General features: G+C 52.0%; 22 protein-coding genes and 1 tRNA gene. 11 read left to right on the forward strand and 12 right to left on the reverse strand.

The features are described from left to right. Window positions 1-15: 15 nt before the first annotated feature. Together dsrB and ACVWZ0_RS13975 are read right to left on the reverse strand one after the other, a co-directional pair. A complete protein-coding gene (gene dsrB, locus ACVWZ0_RS13970) occupies window positions 16-207 on the reverse strand; it encodes a protein DsrB (RefSeq protein WP_253460447.1) in 192 nt (63 codons plus the stop codon). Window positions 208-269: 62 nt separating this feature from the next. Next, a complete protein-coding gene (locus ACVWZ0_RS13975) occupies window positions 270-428 on the reverse strand; it encodes a YqaE/Pmp3 family membrane protein (RefSeq protein ID WP_039385165.1) in 159 nt (52 codons plus the stop codon). Between the two features lie 605 nt (window positions 429-1,033). Here ACVWZ0_RS13975 and ACVWZ0_RS13980 point away from each other — a divergent pair. Together ACVWZ0_RS13980 and ACVWZ0_RS13985 are read left to right on the forward strand one after the other, a co-directional pair. After that, window positions 1,034-1,828, forward strand: coding sequence for a mannosyl-3-phosphoglycerate phosphatase-related protein (locus ACVWZ0_RS13980; RefSeq protein WP_253460445.1), 795 nt, complete (start codon window positions 1,034-1,036; stop codon window positions 1,826-1,828). A 51-nt stretch (window positions 1,829-1,879) separates the two neighbouring features. After that, window positions 1,880-3,100 carry a glycosyltransferase family protein gene (locus ACVWZ0_RS13985; RefSeq protein WP_253460442.1) on the forward strand — a complete coding sequence of 407 codons (1,221 nt, stop codon included), beginning with the start codon at window positions 1,880-1,882 and terminating at the stop codon, window positions 3,098-3,100. Here ACVWZ0_RS13985 and dgcQ read toward each other — a convergent pair. From dgcQ to ACVWZ0_RS14010, 5 genes are all read right to left on the reverse strand, one after another. Beyond that, window positions 3,097-4,731 carry a cellulose biosynthesis regulator diguanylate cyclase DgcQ gene (gene dgcQ / locus ACVWZ0_RS13990; RefSeq protein ID WP_253460440.1) on the reverse strand — a complete coding sequence of 545 codons (1,635 nt, stop codon included), beginning with the start codon at window positions 4,729-4,731 and terminating at the stop codon, window positions 3,097-3,099. The two genes, ACVWZ0_RS13985 and dgcQ, sit on opposite strands and share 4 nt — an antisense overlap. A 126-nt stretch (window positions 4,732-4,857) precedes the next feature. Then, window positions 4,858-5,037, reverse strand: coding sequence for a YodC family protein (locus tag ACVWZ0_RS13995; RefSeq protein WP_125288024.1), 180 nt, complete (start codon window positions 5,035-5,037; stop codon window positions 4,858-4,860). Window positions 5,038-5,205: 168 nt separating this feature from the next. Beyond that, complete coding sequence (locus ACVWZ0_RS14000) at window positions 5,206-5,337, reverse strand: hypothetical protein (RefSeq protein WP_255416512.1); 132 nt, start codon at window positions 5,335-5,337, stop codon at window positions 5,206-5,208. Window positions 5,338-5,376: 39 nt separating this feature from the next. Continuing rightward, the gene (locus tag ACVWZ0_RS14005) at window positions 5,377-6,276 is read right to left on the reverse strand and encodes a DUF808 family protein (RefSeq protein ID WP_253460436.1); all 900 of its coding nucleotides are present in this window, start codon (window positions 6,274-6,276) and stop codon (window positions 5,377-5,379) included. 15 nt (window positions 6,277-6,291) lie between these two features. Next, window positions 6,292-6,510 carry a hypothetical protein gene (locus tag ACVWZ0_RS14010; protein ID WP_367399476.1) on the reverse strand — a complete coding sequence of 73 codons (219 nt, stop codon included), beginning with the start codon at window positions 6,508-6,510 and terminating at the stop codon, window positions 6,292-6,294. Here ACVWZ0_RS14010 and ACVWZ0_RS14015 point away from each other — a divergent pair. Together ACVWZ0_RS14015 and yedA are read left to right on the forward strand one after the other, a co-directional pair. Continuing rightward, complete coding sequence (locus tag ACVWZ0_RS14015) at window positions 6,446-6,589, forward strand: hypothetical protein (RefSeq protein ID WP_456784756.1); 144 nt, start codon at window positions 6,446-6,448, stop codon at window positions 6,587-6,589. The two genes, ACVWZ0_RS14010 and ACVWZ0_RS14015, sit on opposite strands and share 65 nt — an antisense overlap. Window positions 6,590-6,734: 145 nt before the next feature. Beyond that, a complete protein-coding gene (yedA, locus tag ACVWZ0_RS14020; protein ID WP_253460432.1) occupies window positions 6,735-7,652 on the forward strand; it encodes a drug/metabolite exporter YedA in 918 nt (305 codons plus the stop codon). A gap of 59 nt (window positions 7,653-7,711) precedes the next feature. Here yedA and ACVWZ0_RS14025 read toward each other — a convergent pair whose 3' ends face one another. Both ACVWZ0_RS14025 and ACVWZ0_RS14030 read right to left on the reverse strand, forming a co-directional pair. Beyond that, entirely contained in the window at window positions 7,712-8,194 is a 483-nt protein-coding gene (locus tag ACVWZ0_RS14025; RefSeq protein ID WP_253460429.1) for a very short patch repair endonuclease, read from the reverse strand. A gap of 42 nt (window positions 8,195-8,236) precedes the next feature. Continuing rightward, window positions 8,237-9,613 carry a DNA cytosine methyltransferase gene (locus ACVWZ0_RS14030; protein ID WP_253460425.1) on the reverse strand — a complete coding sequence of 459 codons (1,377 nt, stop codon included), beginning with the start codon at window positions 9,611-9,613 and terminating at the stop codon, window positions 8,237-8,239. Window positions 9,614-9,759: 146 nt separating this feature from the next. On the opposite strand from ACVWZ0_RS14030, the gene ACVWZ0_RS14035 reads away from it, so the two are divergent. Further along, window positions 9,760-10,416 carry an epoxyqueuosine reductase QueH gene (locus ACVWZ0_RS14035; RefSeq protein WP_253461285.1) on the forward strand — a complete coding sequence of 219 codons (657 nt, stop codon included), beginning with the start codon at window positions 9,760-9,762 and terminating at the stop codon, window positions 10,414-10,416. Window positions 10,417-10,464: 48 nt separating this feature from the next. Here the strand turns inward: ACVWZ0_RS14035 and ACVWZ0_RS14040 are convergent, their stop codons facing one another. Together ACVWZ0_RS14040 and ACVWZ0_RS14045 are read right to left on the reverse strand one after the other, a co-directional pair. After that, on the reverse strand, window positions 10,465-10,713 hold the full coding sequence (locus ACVWZ0_RS14040; protein WP_125288030.1) for a hypothetical protein: 249 nt from the start codon (window positions 10,711-10,713) through the stop codon (window positions 10,465-10,467). Between the two features lie 73 nt (window positions 10,714-10,786). Continuing rightward, entirely contained in the window at window positions 10,787-11,491 is a 705-nt protein-coding gene (locus ACVWZ0_RS14045) for a phosphohydrolase (RefSeq protein WP_253460422.1), read from the reverse strand. Between the two features lie 581 nt (window positions 11,492-12,072). Here ACVWZ0_RS14045 and ACVWZ0_RS14050 point away from each other — a divergent pair. From ACVWZ0_RS14050 to ACVWZ0_RS14060, 3 genes are all read left to right on the forward strand, one after another. Continuing rightward, window positions 12,073-12,732 carry a hypothetical protein gene (locus tag ACVWZ0_RS14050; RefSeq protein WP_253460419.1) on the forward strand — a complete coding sequence of 220 codons (660 nt, stop codon included), beginning with the start codon at window positions 12,073-12,075 and terminating at the stop codon, window positions 12,730-12,732. Window positions 12,733-12,929: 197 nt separating this feature from the next. Further along, window positions 12,930-13,697: a DgsA anti-repressor MtfA gene (gene mtfA / locus ACVWZ0_RS14055; RefSeq protein ID WP_253460415.1), complete on the forward strand. Its 768-nt coding sequence runs from the start codon at window positions 12,930-12,932 to the stop codon at window positions 13,695-13,697. A gap of 101 nt (window positions 13,698-13,798) precedes the next feature. Continuing rightward, a tRNA-Asn gene (locus ACVWZ0_RS14060) sits at window positions 13,799-13,874 on the forward strand. Between the two features lie 282 nt (window positions 13,875-14,156). Here the strand turns inward: ACVWZ0_RS14060 and ACVWZ0_RS14065 are convergent. Continuing rightward, on the reverse strand, window positions 14,157-14,780 hold the full coding sequence (locus ACVWZ0_RS14065) for a TetR family transcriptional regulator (RefSeq protein ID WP_253460413.1): 624 nt from the start codon (window positions 14,778-14,780) through the stop codon (window positions 14,157-14,159). A 230-nt stretch (window positions 14,781-15,010) separates the two neighbouring features. On the opposite strand from ACVWZ0_RS14065, the gene ACVWZ0_RS14070 reads away from it, so the two are divergent. From ACVWZ0_RS14070 to ACVWZ0_RS14080, 3 genes are read left to right on the forward strand one after another with little or no spacing between them, the layout of a single operon-like run. Continuing rightward, window positions 15,011-15,634, forward strand: a complete 624-nt coding sequence (locus ACVWZ0_RS14070) for an isochorismatase family protein (protein ID WP_253460410.1) — start codon at window positions 15,011-15,013, stop codon at window positions 15,632-15,634. Further along, entirely contained in the window at window positions 15,631-17,577 is a 1,947-nt protein-coding gene (locus ACVWZ0_RS14075) for an anthranilate synthase family protein (protein WP_253460408.1), read from the forward strand. Before ACVWZ0_RS14070 ends, ACVWZ0_RS14075 begins: the two co-directional genes overlap by 4 nt. Window positions 17,578-17,610: 33 nt before the next feature. Further along, window positions 17,611-19,101: an MFS transporter gene (locus tag ACVWZ0_RS14080; protein WP_253460405.1), complete on the forward strand. Its 1,491-nt coding sequence runs from the start codon at window positions 17,611-17,613 to the stop codon at window positions 19,099-19,101. The last annotated feature ends 18 nt before the right edge of the window (window positions 19,102-19,119 follow it).

Here is a 19,119-nt window from a genome sequence, read left to right on the forward strand (position 1 = left end):
TTTCATCCTGCGCGGCTATTCGGTATGCGGTTCTACAAAAATGCCGTCCCGCTGCCCCAGCTCGTTAAAAAACCAGATCCCCTGCGGATAATCCTCCAGCGAGACCAGATACATGGTGCCTTCGCTAAAGTCCTCTACCGCCAGTACCGTGCCGGCGCGGCGCGGCCCGCCGTCGGTCTTTACCGTGACCCGATCGTTTACCTTCATTTTTTTCTCCTGGTAGGTGCGCTACAAATAAGATAGCGCATCTTACCCGGAAACCGGCGCGCTTAACGACGCGCAATGACCCAAACGGCGTGCACAATACCCGGAATGTAGCCGCAGAGCGTCAGCAGGATATTCAGCCAGAAGGCGCCGCCAAAACCGACCTGCATAAAAACACCCAGCGGGGGCAGAAGAATAGCAATAATAATACGTAAAAGATCCATGTCGCCTCCATAGCGCGGATAACAGCTTGTTTTGTAATCGTTTGTTCAGTATAGCCCGAATCTGCCGTTGCGCCTGCCGCCGCATGTAAAACAACGTAATGAACGTATATTTTTCACTTTTTTAACGTTTTACGGTGAGACTTCTGACAACGGCCCGGCATACACTGTTCCCACTGCACCAACCCCAAAGGCGCAGTCAACCTAAAAAGTAACAAGGATTTTTGCCCGCGCAGCGCGGGCTTTTTTTTGCCTTTTTTTCAGGCATTGCGTCGGTTATGCGCAAAAAAAACCCGGCCAGCGGCCGGGAAAAAATTAAAATTCGCTACAGAGAAAAATCTCTGACCCGCGTAGCCTACCGATTGGCCTTATTAAGAATTTTCTTAACTTCATAGCACATTATTTTTTTCCTGTGAATTTATCCACCTTTTTTGTCTGAAGCCCTGTCGCCTCGCCTGCTCGCCTGTAAGTAGTTACTTACGTGAGTTATTGCTGTTTTTTAAGAGAATTCCTGGGCGAACCGCTTCGTTTGTTTGCCTGCCTTTTCTGCGCCTTCGATGGATACCGCTATACTTGAGTCACTTGCCTCAGGCTATGGAGAAACAACGATGCCGGCGCTGCATGATCCCCTGATGATAGTTACGGATTTAGATGGTTCCCTGCTGGATCATCATACCTACAGCTGGGAGGCTGCCGAGGCCTGGCTGGCGCGTCTGAAGGCGGCCGATATTCCCATCGTGATCTGTTCAAGCAAGACGGCGGCGGAAATTGAGCCTCTGCAGCGGGCGCTGGATATCGTCGGCGCGCCTTTTATTGCGGAAAACGGGGCCATTGTGAAATGGCAGCAGCAAACGCCTGTCGCTGCCGATCGGCCTTCCGCAAAAGATTATGCGGCGATCTGCAAGACGCTGCGGCAATTGCGTGAGCAGGATGGCTTTAAATTTACCGGGTTCGCCGACGTGACGGAAAAAGAGGTGGCGGACTGGACAGGCCTGACGCCGCGCGACGCCGCCCTGGCGAAAACGCGGGAAGGGTCGGAAAGTTTGATCTGGCGAGATACCAGCGAGCAGTTTACCGCTTTCCAACAGGCGCTGGCGGCGCAACAGCTGGAGCTGGTTCAGGGCGGGCGTTTCTGGCACGTCATGAATCAGGGACGCGGTAAGGGCGCGGCGCTTGACTGGCTGCTGACGCACTACCCGCCTCCCGGCAGCGGCCGCTGGATCACTATCGGTCTGGGCGACGGTCCCAACGATGCGCCCATGCTGGAGAAAGTAGATTATGCCGTCGTGATCAAAGGCTATAGCAAAACCGGCGTGACGCTGAAGCGTCAGCAACATGTTTTTTACAGCGCAGGCTTTGGCCCGGAGGGCTGGAGCGAGGGCCTGACGCACTACATTACCTGATAACAGATTTCCCATGCAGCCCAACTACGGGCCCGGCTTAAGGAACACGCGATGAGTGATTTTTTCCAGAACGGCGTTATCACCAACTTTCATAATCTCACCGCACGTCCAGTTGAGGAACTGGAGCAGGAGCTGGTGCAGTTCGCCACGCGGCGCAAGATGGGACTGATCCTGCCTTCGCTTTTTTCCGAACTGGAAGGCCCGGCGCTCGGCCATATCGTTGACGAGCTGGCTAAGGTGCCCTATCTCGAAGAGATAGTTATCGGCCTGGATCGCGCCGATCGCGAGCAGTTTCTTTACGCCCGCGACTTTTTTTCCCGCCTGCCGCAGCGCCATCGTATTTTGTGGAACGACGGGCCGCGCCTGAAGGCGATTGATGCCGAGCTGGATAAAGAAGGACTTTCCCCTTCTCAACCGGGCAAGGGTCGTAATGTCTGGTTCTGTACCGGCTATACGCTCTCTTCGGAAAGTACCAGCTGCGTGGCGCTGCACGACTGCGATATCGTAACGTATGAACGCGGCATGCTGGCAAGGCTGCTCTATCCGCTGGCGAACCCGTCTTTTCAGTATGAGTTCTGTAAGGGTTTTTACGCCCGCGTGGCCGACAACAAGCTGAACGGTCGCGTTGGCCGACTGCTGGTTGGGCCGCTGCTGCGTTCGCTGCAGAAAGTGTACGGCCATTCGGAATACCTGGACTATCTGACCAGCTTCCGCTATCCGCTTTCCGGCGAGTTCGCAATGCGCACGCACGTGCTGAACAATATAAAAATCCCCGGCGACTGGGGGCTGGAAATCGGCGTGCTGTCTGAAATCTATCGCAACTACACCACGCGCCAGAGCTGCCAGGTTGAGATCGCGCATAATTACGATCATAAACACCAGCCGCTGTCGGAAGAGGACGGCACCGGCGGCCTGCGCCGGATGAGTAACGATATCGTCCAGTCTTTGCTGCGCAAGATGGCGACAATGGGCGTGGATTTGACCAGCGACTCGTTCCGCGTGTTGAAAGCGACCTATTACCGCAACGCGCTGGATATGATGGAGATCTACAGCCATGAAGCGGCGATGAACGGGCTGAAGTTCGATCAGCACGCGGAAGAGGCGGCGGTGGAAATGTTTACTCAGTCGATTCTGGAAGCCGGACAGTCCTTTATCGAGCGGCCGAACGAAAAACCGTTTATTCCAAGCTGGAGCCGCGTGCAGTCCGCTTTCCCTGACATTATGCAGCGTATCTATCAGGCGGTGGAAGAGGATAACAAGGGCAACGTTTAGTCCCGGTCGCAGACGCGATTGCGTCCTGACGTTTTGGCTATATAGAGCCTGCGGTCGGCAATCGAGCGCAGGCTTTCAAAATGGTAGTCGCCCGACGCCTCGCTGGAGGCGACTCCCAGCGAGGCCGTTACCCTCAGCCATGCTGAATTCCCGGCAAACACCTGCTTTTGCGCCAGCGCGACGCGAACTTTCTCCGCTATTGTCACGGCCTGGGCGGCAGTAACGGCCAGCGCAATGCAAAACTCTTCACCGCCAACGCGCCCGGCGATCGCCGACGGGTCAATGGTGTCATCTATCACGGCGGCGGCATAGGCCAGCACGCGATCGCCTGCCTCATGACCATAGCCGTCGTTTACCTGTTTAAAGCGGTCGAGATCCAGCTGGATCACCGAAAAAGGCCTCTGCCTGAGCTGGCTCTCGTACGCCAGCGCGTTAGCCCGTTCGAAAAACGCGCTGCGGTTCAGCATCTTCGTCAGTCCGTCATGGCTGGCGCGCCAGCGGAGTTTTTCCTGCATTGCCAGCAGGCGCCTGACCAGACGAATAATGAGCTGGTGCGACAGCAGCAGCGCCAGCGTAAACAGCAGCCACATCCCCAGCAACGCCAGCGCTACCTGACCGGTGCTGCCCGTCAGACTCTGCCGCAGCGTATCGACATTAATCAATACGCCTCGGGCATAACGGGTTTTGACCCAGCTGATATAGCGCGTATCAAGCCGCAGCGCGCCGCGATCGCTGTGGGCGATGGCCCGTTGCAGCCGGGCGATCTGCTCAGCGGTAAAATGTGCGGTCGCTGGCCCGTCTACGGCGCTGGCCAGCGGCCTCAGGTTGATATCATAAAAAAGTATGCTGCCCATTGGCCGTTCAGGCAGCGACAGCAAAAGCTGTTGGCGAATGTTGGCGGCCGAAAAATCCATTGCCAGCACGCCATACCAGTAGCCGTCCAGATCGACAGGCAGACTGAGCGTCAACGCGCTGCGGCCTGCGGCAGTCGCGTCCGGGCCGCTCCAGCGCGGCTGCCTGGACAGATTGCTTTCAGGCCGCATAGCGGTAAACCAGGGCGCGCTCACCACGCGGGTAAGATAGCGCAGCGTATCCTCGCCCTGCGGCAACGGCGTGGAGCTAAGCCAGAATCCCGCCCGCGAGAGGTACCAGAGCCGCGAATGAAAATCTCTGTTGGCGTCGTTAAGCTGCAAAATCAGGCTCATCATCAGCGTTGCCGCCAGCTCCGGCTTTAGCCTGGCGTCGTCGCGCCTGAGTAGCGGATAGGCGGCAATCGCGTCGTCGGCAATACCGGATAGCGGCAGGCTGTGGGTCATGCTGGCGTAGAGATGCCAGACCGGCTGGCTACGCAGCAGCGAAAAATAGTCCAGCTGTCGCCGCATCTGGCTGTTTTCGGCAGGCGCGCGCATGACCTGTTGCAGCATATTGCGGCAGAACAACAGCTGGTCAAGGCTGAACTGAAACTGGCGATCGAGATCGTCGGCAATATCTTTCAGGCTGGCGCGCTGGCTAAGCTCATAGGTTGCTTTTAACACGCTGCCTTCTCGCCAGGTCAGTACCGAGGAGAAAAGAAAGACCAGCAGAAAACAGACATGAATAACCGCCTCAGGATGGGAATGGGCCAGCTTCACACGGCAACGCTCCTGCTAGCGGGAAAGAGCTTTTCAGTTTAGTTGCGGCAGGAAGGTTGCGCCAGCAGCGGCGCGGCGGGAAGTAAATGATAACAGGACGAAATTTCTCGTCCCGTTCGGTCAACGCTAGCTGGCAAGCCGGTTTTGCCCCGCGCTCAGCGCACAAAGCTCCTCTTCCCGAAACGCTTCGCGCCGCACGCTGTAGCCGTCATACCAGCGACACTCCACCATACCGCTGGCATAGCCGGTAACCACCATTGCCGGACCGCCTTCTTTAAGCTGCACTGCCTCACTGACCATGATCATGCCGTTTCTCCTGAGCTGGAAACTTCGGGGAAAATTCAGGTATAGCAGGCAATCGCGCGGCGCGCCGTTAACGGTAGGTAAAAGTTTTGTTAAAAAGGAATAAGCAGTTAAAAAGGCGAAAATTAAAAAAAGCGAGTAAGGATTACTCGCTTCAAAGAAGGGTCGAACTCAGATTTTGCAGCCTTCGCAGTCCGCTTCGTCGCTCAGGTCAGTCGGGACTTCGCTGGCTTTTTTCTCGGCGTTGGCTTCTGCCTGTTCCAGCTCGGCATCAATATCAAATTCAAAAATATCGTCTTTCATCTTCGCTCCCGGTTTGGTGAAGGGGTGTCTTTATACTGATTATGCCCGCAGTTTGCCAGCCAGATTTACCCCGCACAGCACGATCGATCCGACGATAAAACCAATCACCAGATTTGCGCCGTTGCTGATAAGCGAGCTGATAAAACCGCTGTGGCCCGCGGCCAGATGCTCAATAAAGTGATGGATGAAGGGCACGCCGTGCGCAATGATGCCGCCGCCGACCAGAAACATCGCTATTGTGCCGACTACCGTCAGCACCTTCATCATTTTTGGCGCCAGGGTCAGCAGCACGCTGCCGATACCTTTGGCCAGCGATGAGGTTTTCTGTTGCAGCCACAGGCCCAGATCGTCGATTTTCACGATACAGGCGACAATGCCGTACACGCCGACGGTAACCAGAATGGCGATACCCGCCAGGATCATCACCTGGCTCAGCAGCGGCGCTTCGGAAACGATACCCAGCGTAATGGCCACAATTTCTGCCGACAGAATAAAGTCCGTGCGCACTGCGCCTTTGACCTTTTTCTTCTCGAAGGCGGCGGCTTCCTGCTGCGAGAGATTGCGCAGCCGCTGTTCTCGCGCCGCATCGCTGTTTTTCTCTTTGCCGTGCAGGCTATGCAGCACCTTTTCCACGCCTTCATAGCTAAGGTAAGCACCGCCCAGCATCAGCAGCGGCGTGATCGCCCAGGGGATCCACGCGCTGATGGCCAGCGCCAGCGGCACCAGGATCAGCTTGTTAAGAAAAGAGCCTTTCGCCACGCCCCAGACCACAGGCAGTTCCCGGTTGGCTTTGACGCCGCTGACCTGCTGCGCGTTCAGCGACAGATCGTCGCCCAGCACGCCGACGGTCTTCTTTGCCGCCACCTTGCCCATGATCGAGATATCGTCCATCAACGTGGCGATATCATCCAGTAAAGTCAGTAAGCTACTACCCGCCAAAATTTCCTTCCTTATTTAATGTTCATCATGCTGACAGCAGGGACAGACGCTGACTTCCGCTACCGTCATATCGGCTATGCCTTCGCAATCCCACTCAACCCTCACCGGCTGGCCCGCGTCCAGGTTGTGATGCACAAATTTGCTGACCGGGCTTTCGGTCATCCCGGCGATCTTCTCCGTCGCCACCAGCTGCTCGCCGACAAAAATGCGCGCGGTAGCCTGCGTGTTGACCATGCGCTCGCCGCTGATTTTGTACAGCCGTCTGACTGTGAGTTTGATACTGGCCATCGTCTGTCCTGCTACAGGATGTTAAAGAGTGTGATCTAAGCAAGTATGCACGAGAGATGCAAATTATGTGGACTGAATCGCTTTCCGGCCGTTAAAAAGACACTATTTCATCTGGTTGAAATCTTTTTTTAACGGTAACTTAACGACCCCAACCCGCTGTGAGAAACCTTATGTTACGTCGTGCGCCCGCTCTGCTTCCGCTTCTGGCCGCTTTGTTCGCCCTTTACTTTATCTGGGGATCGACCTATTTCGTTATTCGTATTGGGGTAGAAAGCTGGCCGCCGATGATGCTGGCTGGCGTGCGCTTCGTGCTGGCGGGCGTCGTCCTGCTGGTCTTTCTGCTGCTGCGCGGCGAGCGGCTTCCCGGCTGGCGAGCGGCAGGTAACGCCGCGCTGGTGGGGATTATGCTGCTGACCATTGGCAACGGCGCGGTGACGATTGCCGAGCATCAGCAGGTGCCTTCCGGTATCGCCGCCGTGATGGTCGCTACCGTGCCGCTGTTTGCAATGTGCTTTAGCCGCCTGTTCGGCATGGCAACCCGCTGGATAGAGTGGCTGGGCATTGCGGTTGGCCTGGTCGGCATTATTCTGCTGAACAGCGGCGGCCACCTGGGCGGTAATCCCTGGGGCGCATTGATCATTCTGATCGGCTCGATCAGCTGGGCGTTTGGCTCGGTATGGGGATCGCGCATCACGCTCCCGACAGGCATGATGGCGGGCGCAATAGAAATGCTGGCGGCGGGTGTGGTTCTGCTGGCGGGCAGCCAGCTTAGTGGCGAAAAGCTGGCTGCCGCGCCGGGCCTGTCCGGCCTGCTGGCGCTGGGCTACCTGACGCTGTTCGGTTCGATTATCGCCATCAACGCCTATATGTTTTTGATCCGCAACGTCAGCCCGGCGGTCGCCACCAGCTACGCCTACGTTAATCCGGTGGTGGCGGTGCTGCTGGGGATTAGCTTCGCCGGTGAAAGCCTGTCGCCGCGCGAATGGCTGGCGCTGGGGGTGATCCTTTTTGCAGTGGTGCTGGTCACACTGGGCAAATATCTTTTTCCCGGCAGGCCGGTGATTAAATCGGTATCTCGTCCAGACTAAGGCGCTATGCGGGGCTTTTATCCATTAGTGGATGCCCTCAGTCATCAATGGCCAGAGCACTATGCAGGGCGTTCGCGCATCAGGTGAATGCCCTGCCAGTCGATTTCGGCGTTACCCTCGCCGGCAAAAAGCCACTCTTCCAGCCTGGCGCTTATCGCCTCGTCCGCCAGCTTGTGCTTACCGCGCAGCGCGCATTCCCAAACCACCAGCACCCGCCAGCCGCTGGCGCTCAGCTGATCGATAAAACGCTTATCGCGCGTCACGTTGCCGCTGATTTTATTCATCCAGAATTCGGTGCGGGTTGCCGGCACTTTAAACAGATAGCAGTCGTGATGATGCCAGAAGCAGCCGTGCACAAAAATAATGGCCTGAGGGTTCTCCAGCACGAAGTCCGGCTTTCCCGGCAGCGTCTTATCCTGCACGCGATAGCTGAACCCGCGCTCGGCCAACAGCTCGGCCAGGCGGGTTTCAATGGCGGTATCCTGGGTACGGATAGCGCGCATATTTTTACTGCGAATTGCGGAAGTGTGAACATCAGCCATAGCATCCTCCTTGAGGTGGCTTAAGTATAGACGCCTCCGGGCCTACTTCTCCGCCTGCTTAACCGCCTGCGCTATCCAGGGCTGCAACAGTCTGGCGACGGCGGCAAAGGCGGGCACCACCACTGAATTGCCAAACTGGCGATAGGCCTGACTGTCTGAAACCGGAATGCGGAAACGCGTTTCGCCCGGCGCCTCAAAGCCCATCAGGCGGGCGCACTCTCTTGGCGTCAGGCGGCGCGGACGGCGCTGCTGGTTTTGCGGATGGTCGAAATCCACCTCGCCCTGCTCTTTGTCCCAGCCGCGATCGATCAGGATTTCCGAGCCGTCTTTGTAGTAGCGCGCGGAGAGCGTGCGCACCACGCCGTGCTCTTTATCCGGGTCGACCAGCCCGTAGCCAAAGCCGTTGCCCTTCGCCTGATGCTTTTTCGCGTAGTTATAGAGATATTTCCACAGCGACGGCGTCAGAATATATTTGGCCTCGACCTGGCTGTCCAGCAGCTGGCGCAGCGGGATCCTTTGCTGCGGATAGTGCTGAGCGAGCGCGGAAAGCGTGAATTTGGGCAGGTTTAAATCGCGCCGAAACCCGACCAGCACGATACGTTCACGGTGCTGCGGCAGAAAATGCCTGCCGTCGACGATTTTCGGATCGGCGGCGCCGTTGAGATCCGCATCGGCCACGTCGTAGCCCAGCTCGTCCAGCGTTTCCATAATGATGCGGAAGGTTTTGCCTTTGTCGTGGCTCTTCAGGTTTTTGACGTTTTCCAGCACGAAGATCGCCGGTTTCTTCGCGGTGATAATGCGCGCCACGTCGAAAAACAGCGTGCCCTGCGCTTCGCACTCAAAGCCATGAGCGCGGCCCAGCGCATTTTTTTTCGATACGCCCGCCAGCGAAAACGGCTGGCAGGGAAAACCGGCCAGCAGCACGTCGTGATCCGGTACCTGCTGGTCAATATGTCGATAGGCTTCCTGCTCGCTGACCGGCTGCGCGCTTAGCGTCACGTCGCGGATATCCTGATTGAAAACGTGCGCCTGCGGATCGCAGTACCAGTTCGCCTTATAGGTTCTGACCGAGTATTTATTCCATTCGCTGGTAAACACGCACTGCCCGCCAATCGCCTCAAAGCCGCTGCGGATACCGCCGATACCGGCAAACAGATCGATAAAGCGGAAAGCGTAATGCGGATGGTGCGCGGGCGGCTGAGGTAACAGGCGCGCCAGCGCGTCCGCTTCCGCCTGGCTTAACGTCCCGCCCGTGCCTTTCAGCCAGCGGCTTAACGATTCCCGCGTCCACTTAGCGTGACCAACCTGCTGCAGCGTAGCCAGAAGGGTTTTGATATCGTAAACGGCCTGCAGGCGGGCGGCCAGCTGGCGATCTTCCAGTCCAGGCTGCGCCTCTGCAATAGTGTCGAACTCGCTCATAGTCTCTCCGGAAATAAACGCCTGCCAGTCTACCACTTCATCACGCTAAAACCAGGGGCAACCGCCTTTTACTGCGGGCCACGATCCGTGACATCGGGCGGCCATCAGCCTAAACTTGCCGTGTTTAAAACAATGGAGCTGAAATGATGAGCGATATTACGCGACCGCCGTTAACTTTGCCGAACGGCGCGAACAAACTGCTGCTGCACTCCTGCTGCGCGCCCTGCTCTGGCGAGGTTATGGAAGCCATCGCGGCGGCCGGCATCGATTACACCATCTTTTTCTATAACCCCAACATTCATCCACAAAAAGAGTATCTGCTGCGCAAAGAGGAGAATATTCGCTTTGCCGAGAAGTACGGCGTGCCTTTTATCGATGCCGATTACGATACCGATAACTGGTTTGAGCGGGCTAAGGGCATGGAATGGGAGCCGGAGCGCGGCGCGCGCTGCACGATGTGTTTTGATATGCGTTTTGAACGCACCGCGCTTTATGCGCACGAAAACGGCTTTCCCGTTATCACCAGCTGCCTGGGCATCTCGCGCTGGAAAAATATGCAGCAAATTAACGACTGCGGCGAGCGGGCCGCGGCGCCCTATCCGGGGCTGGTCTATTGGGATTACAACTGGCGGAAAAAAGGCGGATCGGCGCGCATGATTGAAATCAGCAAGCGCGAACGTTTTTATCAGCAGGAATATTGCGGCTGCGTTTATTCACTGCGCGACAGCAACCTGCATCGTAAAAGCCAGGGGCGTCCGTTGATTAAGCTTGGCGTACTCTATTACGGTGATGAAGACGAGTAGCGGCTGACAGGCGTCCCTGACCGGGCAGTCAGGGACGGAAAGGCCTTTTTACTTCTTCTTCTTCGTTTTTTTCAGCAAGGCGCGTACCTGTTTCAGCTCGCTGGCGTTCAGCTGGGGATCGACGTCTTCGAGCACGCTCTGGTTGTCCACGGCCGGATGCTGCTGGGTGGTCAGACTGAGCTGTAAACGCTGGCTGACTTCCTGGCTGAGCGAAATCTGGTTTTCCTGCGCCAGGTTTTTCAGCGTTTCTTTCAAAGCGGGGTCAATTTTTAACGTTAAGCTAACAGCGTCGGTCATGCCTGAATCTCCTGATAAATGTTAGCAACACGGTAGCCTGAAAAGATCTGCTTAACCATACTGTCACAAAAATTTAATATTTCCCCCGCGCCGCGACAAATTCACGCAGCACATCCGGATCCAGCTCGCAAAACTCCCCTTTCAGTTCGGCGCAGAGTTTGGCCATATAGGTAATCAGGAAATCCGCATTATGCTCGGCAAGCCGACGCCCTTCCGCCGTCTGCATGGTTTGCGGCAGCTTAAGCAGCTTCTTCTGGAAGTGATCGAGCGCCCATTCAGCATCATTTAGCGGGCGATCGCGACCCAGCGGATCGGCGCTGTCGAACAGCGAGCGGCCCAGCGCGCCGGAAACATAAAACACCCGAGCCAGCCCGATCGCGCCCAGCGATTCCAGCCGGTCGGCGTCCTGAACAATTTTTGCCTCCAGCGTTTCCGCCGTTACGTTGGCGCTAAAGCTGTGGGCATGTACCGCATGCGCTACCGCCTCACGCTTATCGGCAGGAAAATCAGGAAACACTTCCGACAAAATTCGCCGCGTTTCAACTGCCGCCTTTGCTGAAGCCAGGTGTCTTTCGGGATGGTTCTTAGGCAGGTTGACGATATCGTGGAAATAACAGCTGGTGAGCACAACCAGTTCATCCACCGCCATCCCTTTCATAATACGCTGTGCAGTCAGCCAGACGCGCCGTAAATGGGCGATGTCGTGCGCTTTATCATCCTGCGGCCAGGTCTCAAACAGCCAGCTTTCAAAGCGGGTTTGCCAGTGGGTTAGTGTCATAGCCTTCTCCCTGTAATGTAAAATTGCAGAGACGTCAGCGGCCTTGCTTCACCGCGGCGCCACCGGCGATAAAAATGCGATCTACTTCATGTTTATAACGTTTGTCTTAACACTTCCACAACCCCTTTCCCGTTACCTTCGTCGCCCGCCATTATCAGGTGGCGCGTTTTTAACCAAAAAGATAAACGCTTATAATGTTGTTTTTGCAATAAGTTACCAGCATTTTGTTGCACAGTAAGTTAGAATCAATGCCGGTCGGTCGTTGTTTTTAGCTCATGCCATCATCAGAAAGCTCCGATAATACACCCTTGCGGCTACTGTAAGGGATTGTAAAGGCGGCATATGTCAAATTTATGATGGCCCGGATAATCCGGCGCTAACCGGCCTTCCGAACCCGATCCTGGCCACCCGTCGCACACAGAAAGCGAGAGCGCAGAACGGGTTCAAAAATAAACAAGCACGGCTAATGATTGCATACTTTTTGTATACACTTTTCACTACAGGCTAACAGCATATGCCGGATCCCTTTTCGCCTGACGGCGGCGAGCGGGTCTTAACTAATAAGAAACAGGGGTCAAACCATGAAAGAACGCCCGATTTTGTTTAGCGATCAACGGGTGCGAGCACTGCTCTCAGGCCAGCAGCGCCAGACCCGACGCATTATGAAGTCACAACTTTTTGGTCCAGGCCAGGATAACCATGAAGGATGCTACGGGATTGATGTTCTGAACAATCACTTGCAGGGCAACCGCGTGATGGGCATGGAGAACTTGAGCTACCACTGCCCTTACGGTCAGCCTGGCGATCGCCTGTGGGTAAGAGAGACCTGGCGCGGCCCGGTGGTTCCCGTAGAAGAGATGGCCAACTACGAGCGCAATCCGGCCCAGTTTAAATCTTCCGCCTGGTGCCGCTATCGTGCCGATACCAGCGAGTTCTCCAGCGCAGGCGAAGAAGACGAGCATTTTGGCTGGCAGGCCGGCATCCATATGCCGCGCTGGGCAAGCCGCATTGATTTAATGGTGACCGCCGTTCGGGCAGAGAAAATTCAGGATATCAGCGACGATGATGTGCTGGCCGAAGGCGTGCAGACAGACTCCCATTTTCTGAATAACTTCTTCACCATGCACAACGAGGTCGTTTCGCCCAAGGATGCCTACCGCAAGCAGTGGGCATTGCAGTATGGCGGCACCAGCTGGGAAGTGAACCCCTGGGTGTGGGTTATTGAATTCGAGCGTATATAACGCTGCCCGCAGGCTCCGGCTGGTCTGGGCCGCCGGGGCCTGAATATCTCGCTTCGTCACAGAAAATCGCTGAAAAGCTTGCTTAAGTTCGCTCTGCTGTTCCATGCTGCTGTGCCCTTTTATATGGCCTGCTCGCCGGAGACTGCGCCAAGCGATCCGCCGAGGCAGGGTGAGGTTTTTCTGCTGTGGGTTGCATCATGATTAAATGGTTCCGGAAATCCAACGATGCTGTGTTCGACGCGCTGCCCTGGCAGCAGGCGTTAGCTATTCCGCTGCTTGGCGCGCTGAATGACGCCGAGCGGCAACAGCTTATCCAGCTGGCCACGCGCTTCCTACAGCAGAAACGGCTGGTGGCGCTACAGGATTTCGCGCTGGATGAGCTGAAGTCGGCCCGGCTGGCCCTGCTGTTCTGTCTGCCGGTACTTAATCTGGGTTACGACTGGCTGGACGGGTTTCACGAGGTGCTGATCTATCCCGCGCCTTTTATCGTTGACGACGAATGGCAGGATGAGTTTGGCCTGGTGCATCGCGAGAGTATGGTGCAGTCGGGCCAGAGCTGGCAGCAGGGTCCGGTGGTGCTCAACTGGCTGGACGTGCAGGATTCGTTCGATCTTTCCGGCTATAACCTGATCGTTCACGAGGTTGCCCACAAGCTCGACAGCCGGGGCAGCGACCATGCCAACGGCGTGCCGGCTATGCCGCTGCGTCACGTCGCGGCGTGGGAGCACGAGCTGAATGCCGCGATGACCAGTATTGCAGAAGAAATCGAACTGGTCGGCGAAAATGCCGCAACGATTGATGCCTATGCGGCCAGCGATCCGGCGGAGTGCTTTGCGGTCCTGTCGGAATATTTCTTCAGCGCTCCTGAGCTGCTGAACGATCGCTTTCCTGCGCTTTATCCGCATTTTTGCCGCTTCTATCGCCAGGATCCGCTTTTGCGCAACGGCGCGGGCGCAGTACATTAGCTGCGCGCCCTGTTTTAAAGATAGCCAGTTGAAAGGGCTGGACTTTTTTCCTGTTGACACGCCGGTCCGCCCTCGCTACTATGCGCCCCATCGAAACCGATTCCTCTGTAGTTCAGTCGGTAGAACGGCGGACTGTTAATCCGTATGTCACTGGTTCGAGTCCAGTCAGAGGAGCCATATTAAAGAAGCCCGCTCAAGGAAACTTGAGCGGGCTTTTTGCTTTTTTATATTCTGATGCCTGGCTGTACCACCCGCTCCAACCTGTCCGAGTAAAAGCCTTCCTGTGCTTTTGGTTTTACTTTTCGCAATGGGAAAAATGGGTGGTCAATTCTGAGGGTAAATTAGTTCGGTAATGGGGTTACCTGGTATAGACCTACCGACGCGCATCTACCGGAACGTAGTCACTCTACAACTGAGCTAAGTGAGGTTCAGTATTGCGCAGCTATGTATTTGCAAATTTTATGATACACAAGAATAGTTTACCCCTTCTTCAATAAGGGAAAAAACTTCATCAAGGACATCATAATAAGTGACTTCAGCTTCTCGTTCTTTCCAGATGTCATAAGCTGAACTGTAAACAAATTCCAAAATAGTCGCGATAGTTTGTGGTCTGATATCTTGTAAAGGATCGACACCCATTTTGCGTGCAATCAACGTAGTCAGCCCCTCTTTTTTTGTTTTTAACATGCCGACATTCTTTGCCTTAATGAGGGGATGATTTCTGATTAAATCTCTCAATGTTTTAAATCTTTTGGGATCGATGCCGAACGCGCCTTCTTCACAACCTCTGGTGACCATAACAGATGCTCTGCGTAGCGCGGTCAGGATAGGCTCGCTTTTCGGACGTTCCGCTAACGCTGTGATAATTTCTTCATACTCGACAATTTCATAGTCCAGGATCACGTCTTCTTTACAGGAAAAATAACGGAAAAATGTACGGGAAGAGACTTTAACTAGATCGGTAATGTCTTTGACTGTCGTATTATCGAACCCTTTCTTAACAAAAAGTCGATACGCCGCCTCAATCAGATCTTCTCGTAGCTGCATTTTTTTTCTTTCTCGATGACTGATCACGTCTCTCACAAAGCACTCTCGCTGAATCGTTGATTACTATTTCAATTTTATGAATTTTCTGCTCTGAATTCTGTTAAAAACCGCCAGGTTAAATCCAGATCTTCTCTGCCATTTTTGCACATAGCGACTGTCTTTTAAACAAATGTTGTCACCCAAAGACAAATGTCATACACTGCCATTTGTCATATAGTGACAATATTACTGATAAATCCTTTAAATTCAATTTTTTAGGTAACTCAATGAAATACATTCCTATAGAAATCTCTTACGATTTGCCAAAGAAGCAAGAACTACCAACAAACATCGCCAAATGGACCATCACTCCCGGACGGGCTGTATTACTAATCCATGATATGCAAAATTTTTTCCTCAGATCATTTAGTCAGGAGCTGCGAGCAGACTTGATAAAGTCCATTGCCTCAATGAGGCAATGGGCAGTGGAAAACAACGTGCAAATCGCTTACTCGGCTCAACCCGGAGGAATGACAGAAAAACAGAGAGGCTTACTAAAAGACTTTTGGGGGTTCGGCATGGAAGTCTCTGCCGCTGACAGGGAAATCCCTAAAGAAATTGCTTCATCGGAGAAAGATTGGGTATTCACCAAATGGCGGTACAGCGCGTTCTTCAAATCCGATCTTTTGGCGAAAATGCGTCGTTCTAAGCGGGATCAACTAATTATTACTGGCATCTATGGTCATGTGGGTATCTTAATGACCGCTCTCGAATCTTACACCAATAATATAGAGACCTTTATTGTTGCTGATGCCATTGCTGATTTTTCAATAGAAGAGCATCGTATGATGTTGAATTACACCTCCAAATGTTGCGCGGTTATTATAACTAATGGAGATATTATTAAATGAACCCCAAAATAAATACTCATGAAATAAATAAACATTTTTCACCCATATTCTCTGATAACCCTCCGCCTTTCGCCATTATATATCGCCCGGAAACGAACCCTGATTTATTGGATATCTTTATCGGTAATGTGACGGCTTACGAAACATTAGACGATATTCCCATCGGATGTGACGAGCACGAATTAAATAATGGACATGATGTTCTGGTGTTAATTCCCTATCAACAAATAAAAGAAAGAAATTTTGATTATGTGAATGATCAGACACCATTAATTGCAATCAAGATAGACAAGCACACCACACTTAGTAAGGCTGATATACTAGAAAACCTAAAAGACACATCGATTAATTTAAATAATGAACGCTATGACATAAGTGATGATGAATATAAAGATACAGTAAGAAAAATCATCTCTGATGAAATTGGCCAGGGTGCGGGAGCGAATTTTGTACTGAAAAGAGAATACTCGGCTACTATAGAGAATTACAATATTACCAAAGCATTTTCAATATTTAAAAACCTTCTAAATCTGGAATCTGGAGCGTATTGGACATTTATCGTTTATACCGGAGAGCAAGTACTCGTTGGAGCAACGCCTGAGCGCCATATCACCCTATCCGAACAAATCGTGACCATGAACCCGGTTAGCGGGACCTATCGTTACTCAAAATCAGGGTTATCCGTCAATGGAATTATGAATTTCCTTAATGATAAGAAAGAAACCGAAGAACTCTTCATGGTGGTGGACGAGGAGTTAAAAATGGTTTCCAATCTTTGCCTTTCAGGCGGTACGCTCTACGGGCCTTATATCAAAGAAATGGCAAATCTCGCGCATACTGAATATTTGATAAAAGGCCGCACATCATTAACCCCCACAAAAATTCTTAAAGAAACATTGTTTGCGCCAACTGTTACGGGCAGTCCACTGGAAAATGCTTGCCGTGTGATCAAAAAATATGAACCACAAGGCCGCGGCTATTATAGTGGTGTTATTGCGCTTATCACTCAATGTCCGAACCAAACCCCAGAATTAGACTCCTCAATTATTATTCGGAGTGCACATATCAATCATCAAGGTAGGTTAAGCTTTAGTGTCGGCTCAACGCTTGTGCGCCATTCTGATCCAGAATTAGAGTACCTGGAAACAAAGGCAAAAGCTGCCAGTATGTTAACCGCCATTCACAAGGTTGACCCGGTGAATAAAATTAGCCCAAAAGCTCGAAGATACGGTATTAATAATAATATTTTGGTGATAAAAGCACTTAAGCAGCGAAATAAATCTATCTCAAAGTTTTGGCAACAAGAACGGTATCGTTCTAACGTCAATATGAATCCAGATCTAGCTGGTTTAAAGACGTTGATCATCGATGCAGAAGATACTTTCACGTCTATGTTGTGCCAATTATTACAGTCTCTTGGCCTTCACGTTAAGCTAAGGCGGTTTGACGAACCTTTTAACGTTCATGACTATGACCTGTGCGTATTAGGTCCGGGACCAGGTGACCCTAATAATCAGGGTGATATACGAATATCCGCGCTCAAACGCACCATCACAGCGTTACTTAAAAACAAATCGAAATTTCTTGCTATCTGCCTGAGCCATCAAGTTTTATGTGCTCATTTAGGGTTAAGTGTATTTTTAAAAGATCATCCCAATCAAGGAACGCAAAAACAAATCGATCTGTTTGGAAATATCGAGCATGTAGGTTTTTATAACTCTTACTCTGGCAGGTCAAAAAATAAAGATATGTTGATTAAAGAGATAGGCATGATTGAAATCAGTCGGGATGAGTACAGCCACGAAATCCACGCCCTACGCGGCGATAATTTTTCATCGATGCAGTTTCATCCTGAGTCTATTTTAACCCTGGAAGGTGTTAGAATTCTTTCTCAAAGAATATTAGAAATAGTCAATGCAAATAGATCATTAGCTTACAGATAATTTGACATATATGTATTAATATAGGGTGCTTTTATGAATCAAAAAAACAATGAAATATGCTTTGATGAAAATAGCGAGATTAGAGCAGGAAAAAAAGAATGGTTTGGTTTATTTACGGTTCTTGCGCTCGTTCTTCTTGTGGCTATGGATGGCTCAGTTCTTTATCTGGCGATGCCAAAGATCACATCAGCAATTCTACCCACCGCCGATCAATCTTTATGGATACTGGATATCTACGGTTTCGTTGTCGGTTCCTTACTGGTCGCCTTTGGTAACATAGGTGACCACTATGGCCGTCTAAAGCTCATCATATGCGGGGCTATCACATTTGGTATAGGATCAACCACTGCTGCCCTCTCAACAAGCTCTGAAATGCTCATCATCAGTCGTGCTGTTATGGGATTAGGAGGAGCAACCTTATTGCCATCGGGACTGGCAATACTAAGCAATTTATTCTTAAACCCAAAGCAGCGCTCACAAGCTATTGGAATTTTTGCGGCAACATTTGCCGCCGGGTTTGCCATTGGTCCTATTATTGGTGGATTGCTTCTTAGCCGATTTGAATGGGGATCAGTATTTTTTATCAACCTTCCGGTTATTGTTCTTTTTCTAATTTTCTCGCCTATGGTGCTTACTGAAGTGAAAGTATCAAACTATGGAAAAATAGATGTCTTCAGCCTCGTTTTATCTTTTGTTGGCATTTTACTATTTACATACTCACTTAAAACCGCCGCTGCCTACGGTATATCTGGAGATCAGCTACTCATCGGCTCCTTAGGACTAATTAGTCTGCTAGGGTTTGTTAAAAGACAAGGCTATGTTAGCTATCCGCTCCTCGATCTGTCTTTATTTAAAGACCGCGTTTTTTCTATTGCTATTGCTACCGGACTATTGTCTCTTGTTGTCTGGTCTGCCAGTGGATACCTGACCGGTATTTACCTTCAATCTGTTCTTAATTTCGATGTTTTCACTGCAGCCTTATTTGCTTTACCAGGTGCAGTTATTTTAACGGCAACCTGTATCTGGACGAATAAAATAGTAGATCGTATTGGCAGAAAGAATGCTTTAGTTTTAACGCATTTAATGATCAGCGCGGGCGTGGCGATTTTGCTTCTGACAAATACCGAATATGGTGTCTTTGCCGTCATTGCTTCCACAATGGTTGCTGGTGTCGGCTATGGCCTGTCCTTTAGTTTGGTGGCTGAGATTGCAGTTTCCGCTGTGCCGCCTGAACGTGCCGGTGCCGCCGCTTCTCTGGCTGAAACAAGTAACGAGATTGGTAATGCTTTAGGAATTACTGTATTGGGCTCTTTAGCTGCATTTTATTTCAGATTAACTGGACCAAACATCGCTGGAACATTAAATGAAACTTTAAATCATACGGAGCTGACGACGGAAGCCATTGATAACGCCCAACAAGCCTTCATTGGTGGGATGCATATTGCTGTGGGTGTAGCTAGTGTATTGACATTAATCGTCGCTGTTTTAGCGATGATCTGGGTACCTAAAACTATTTCTGAATAAACCACATGAATGATAACG

It is taken from the genome of Erwinia sp. TECH1 (assembly GCF_054057575.1).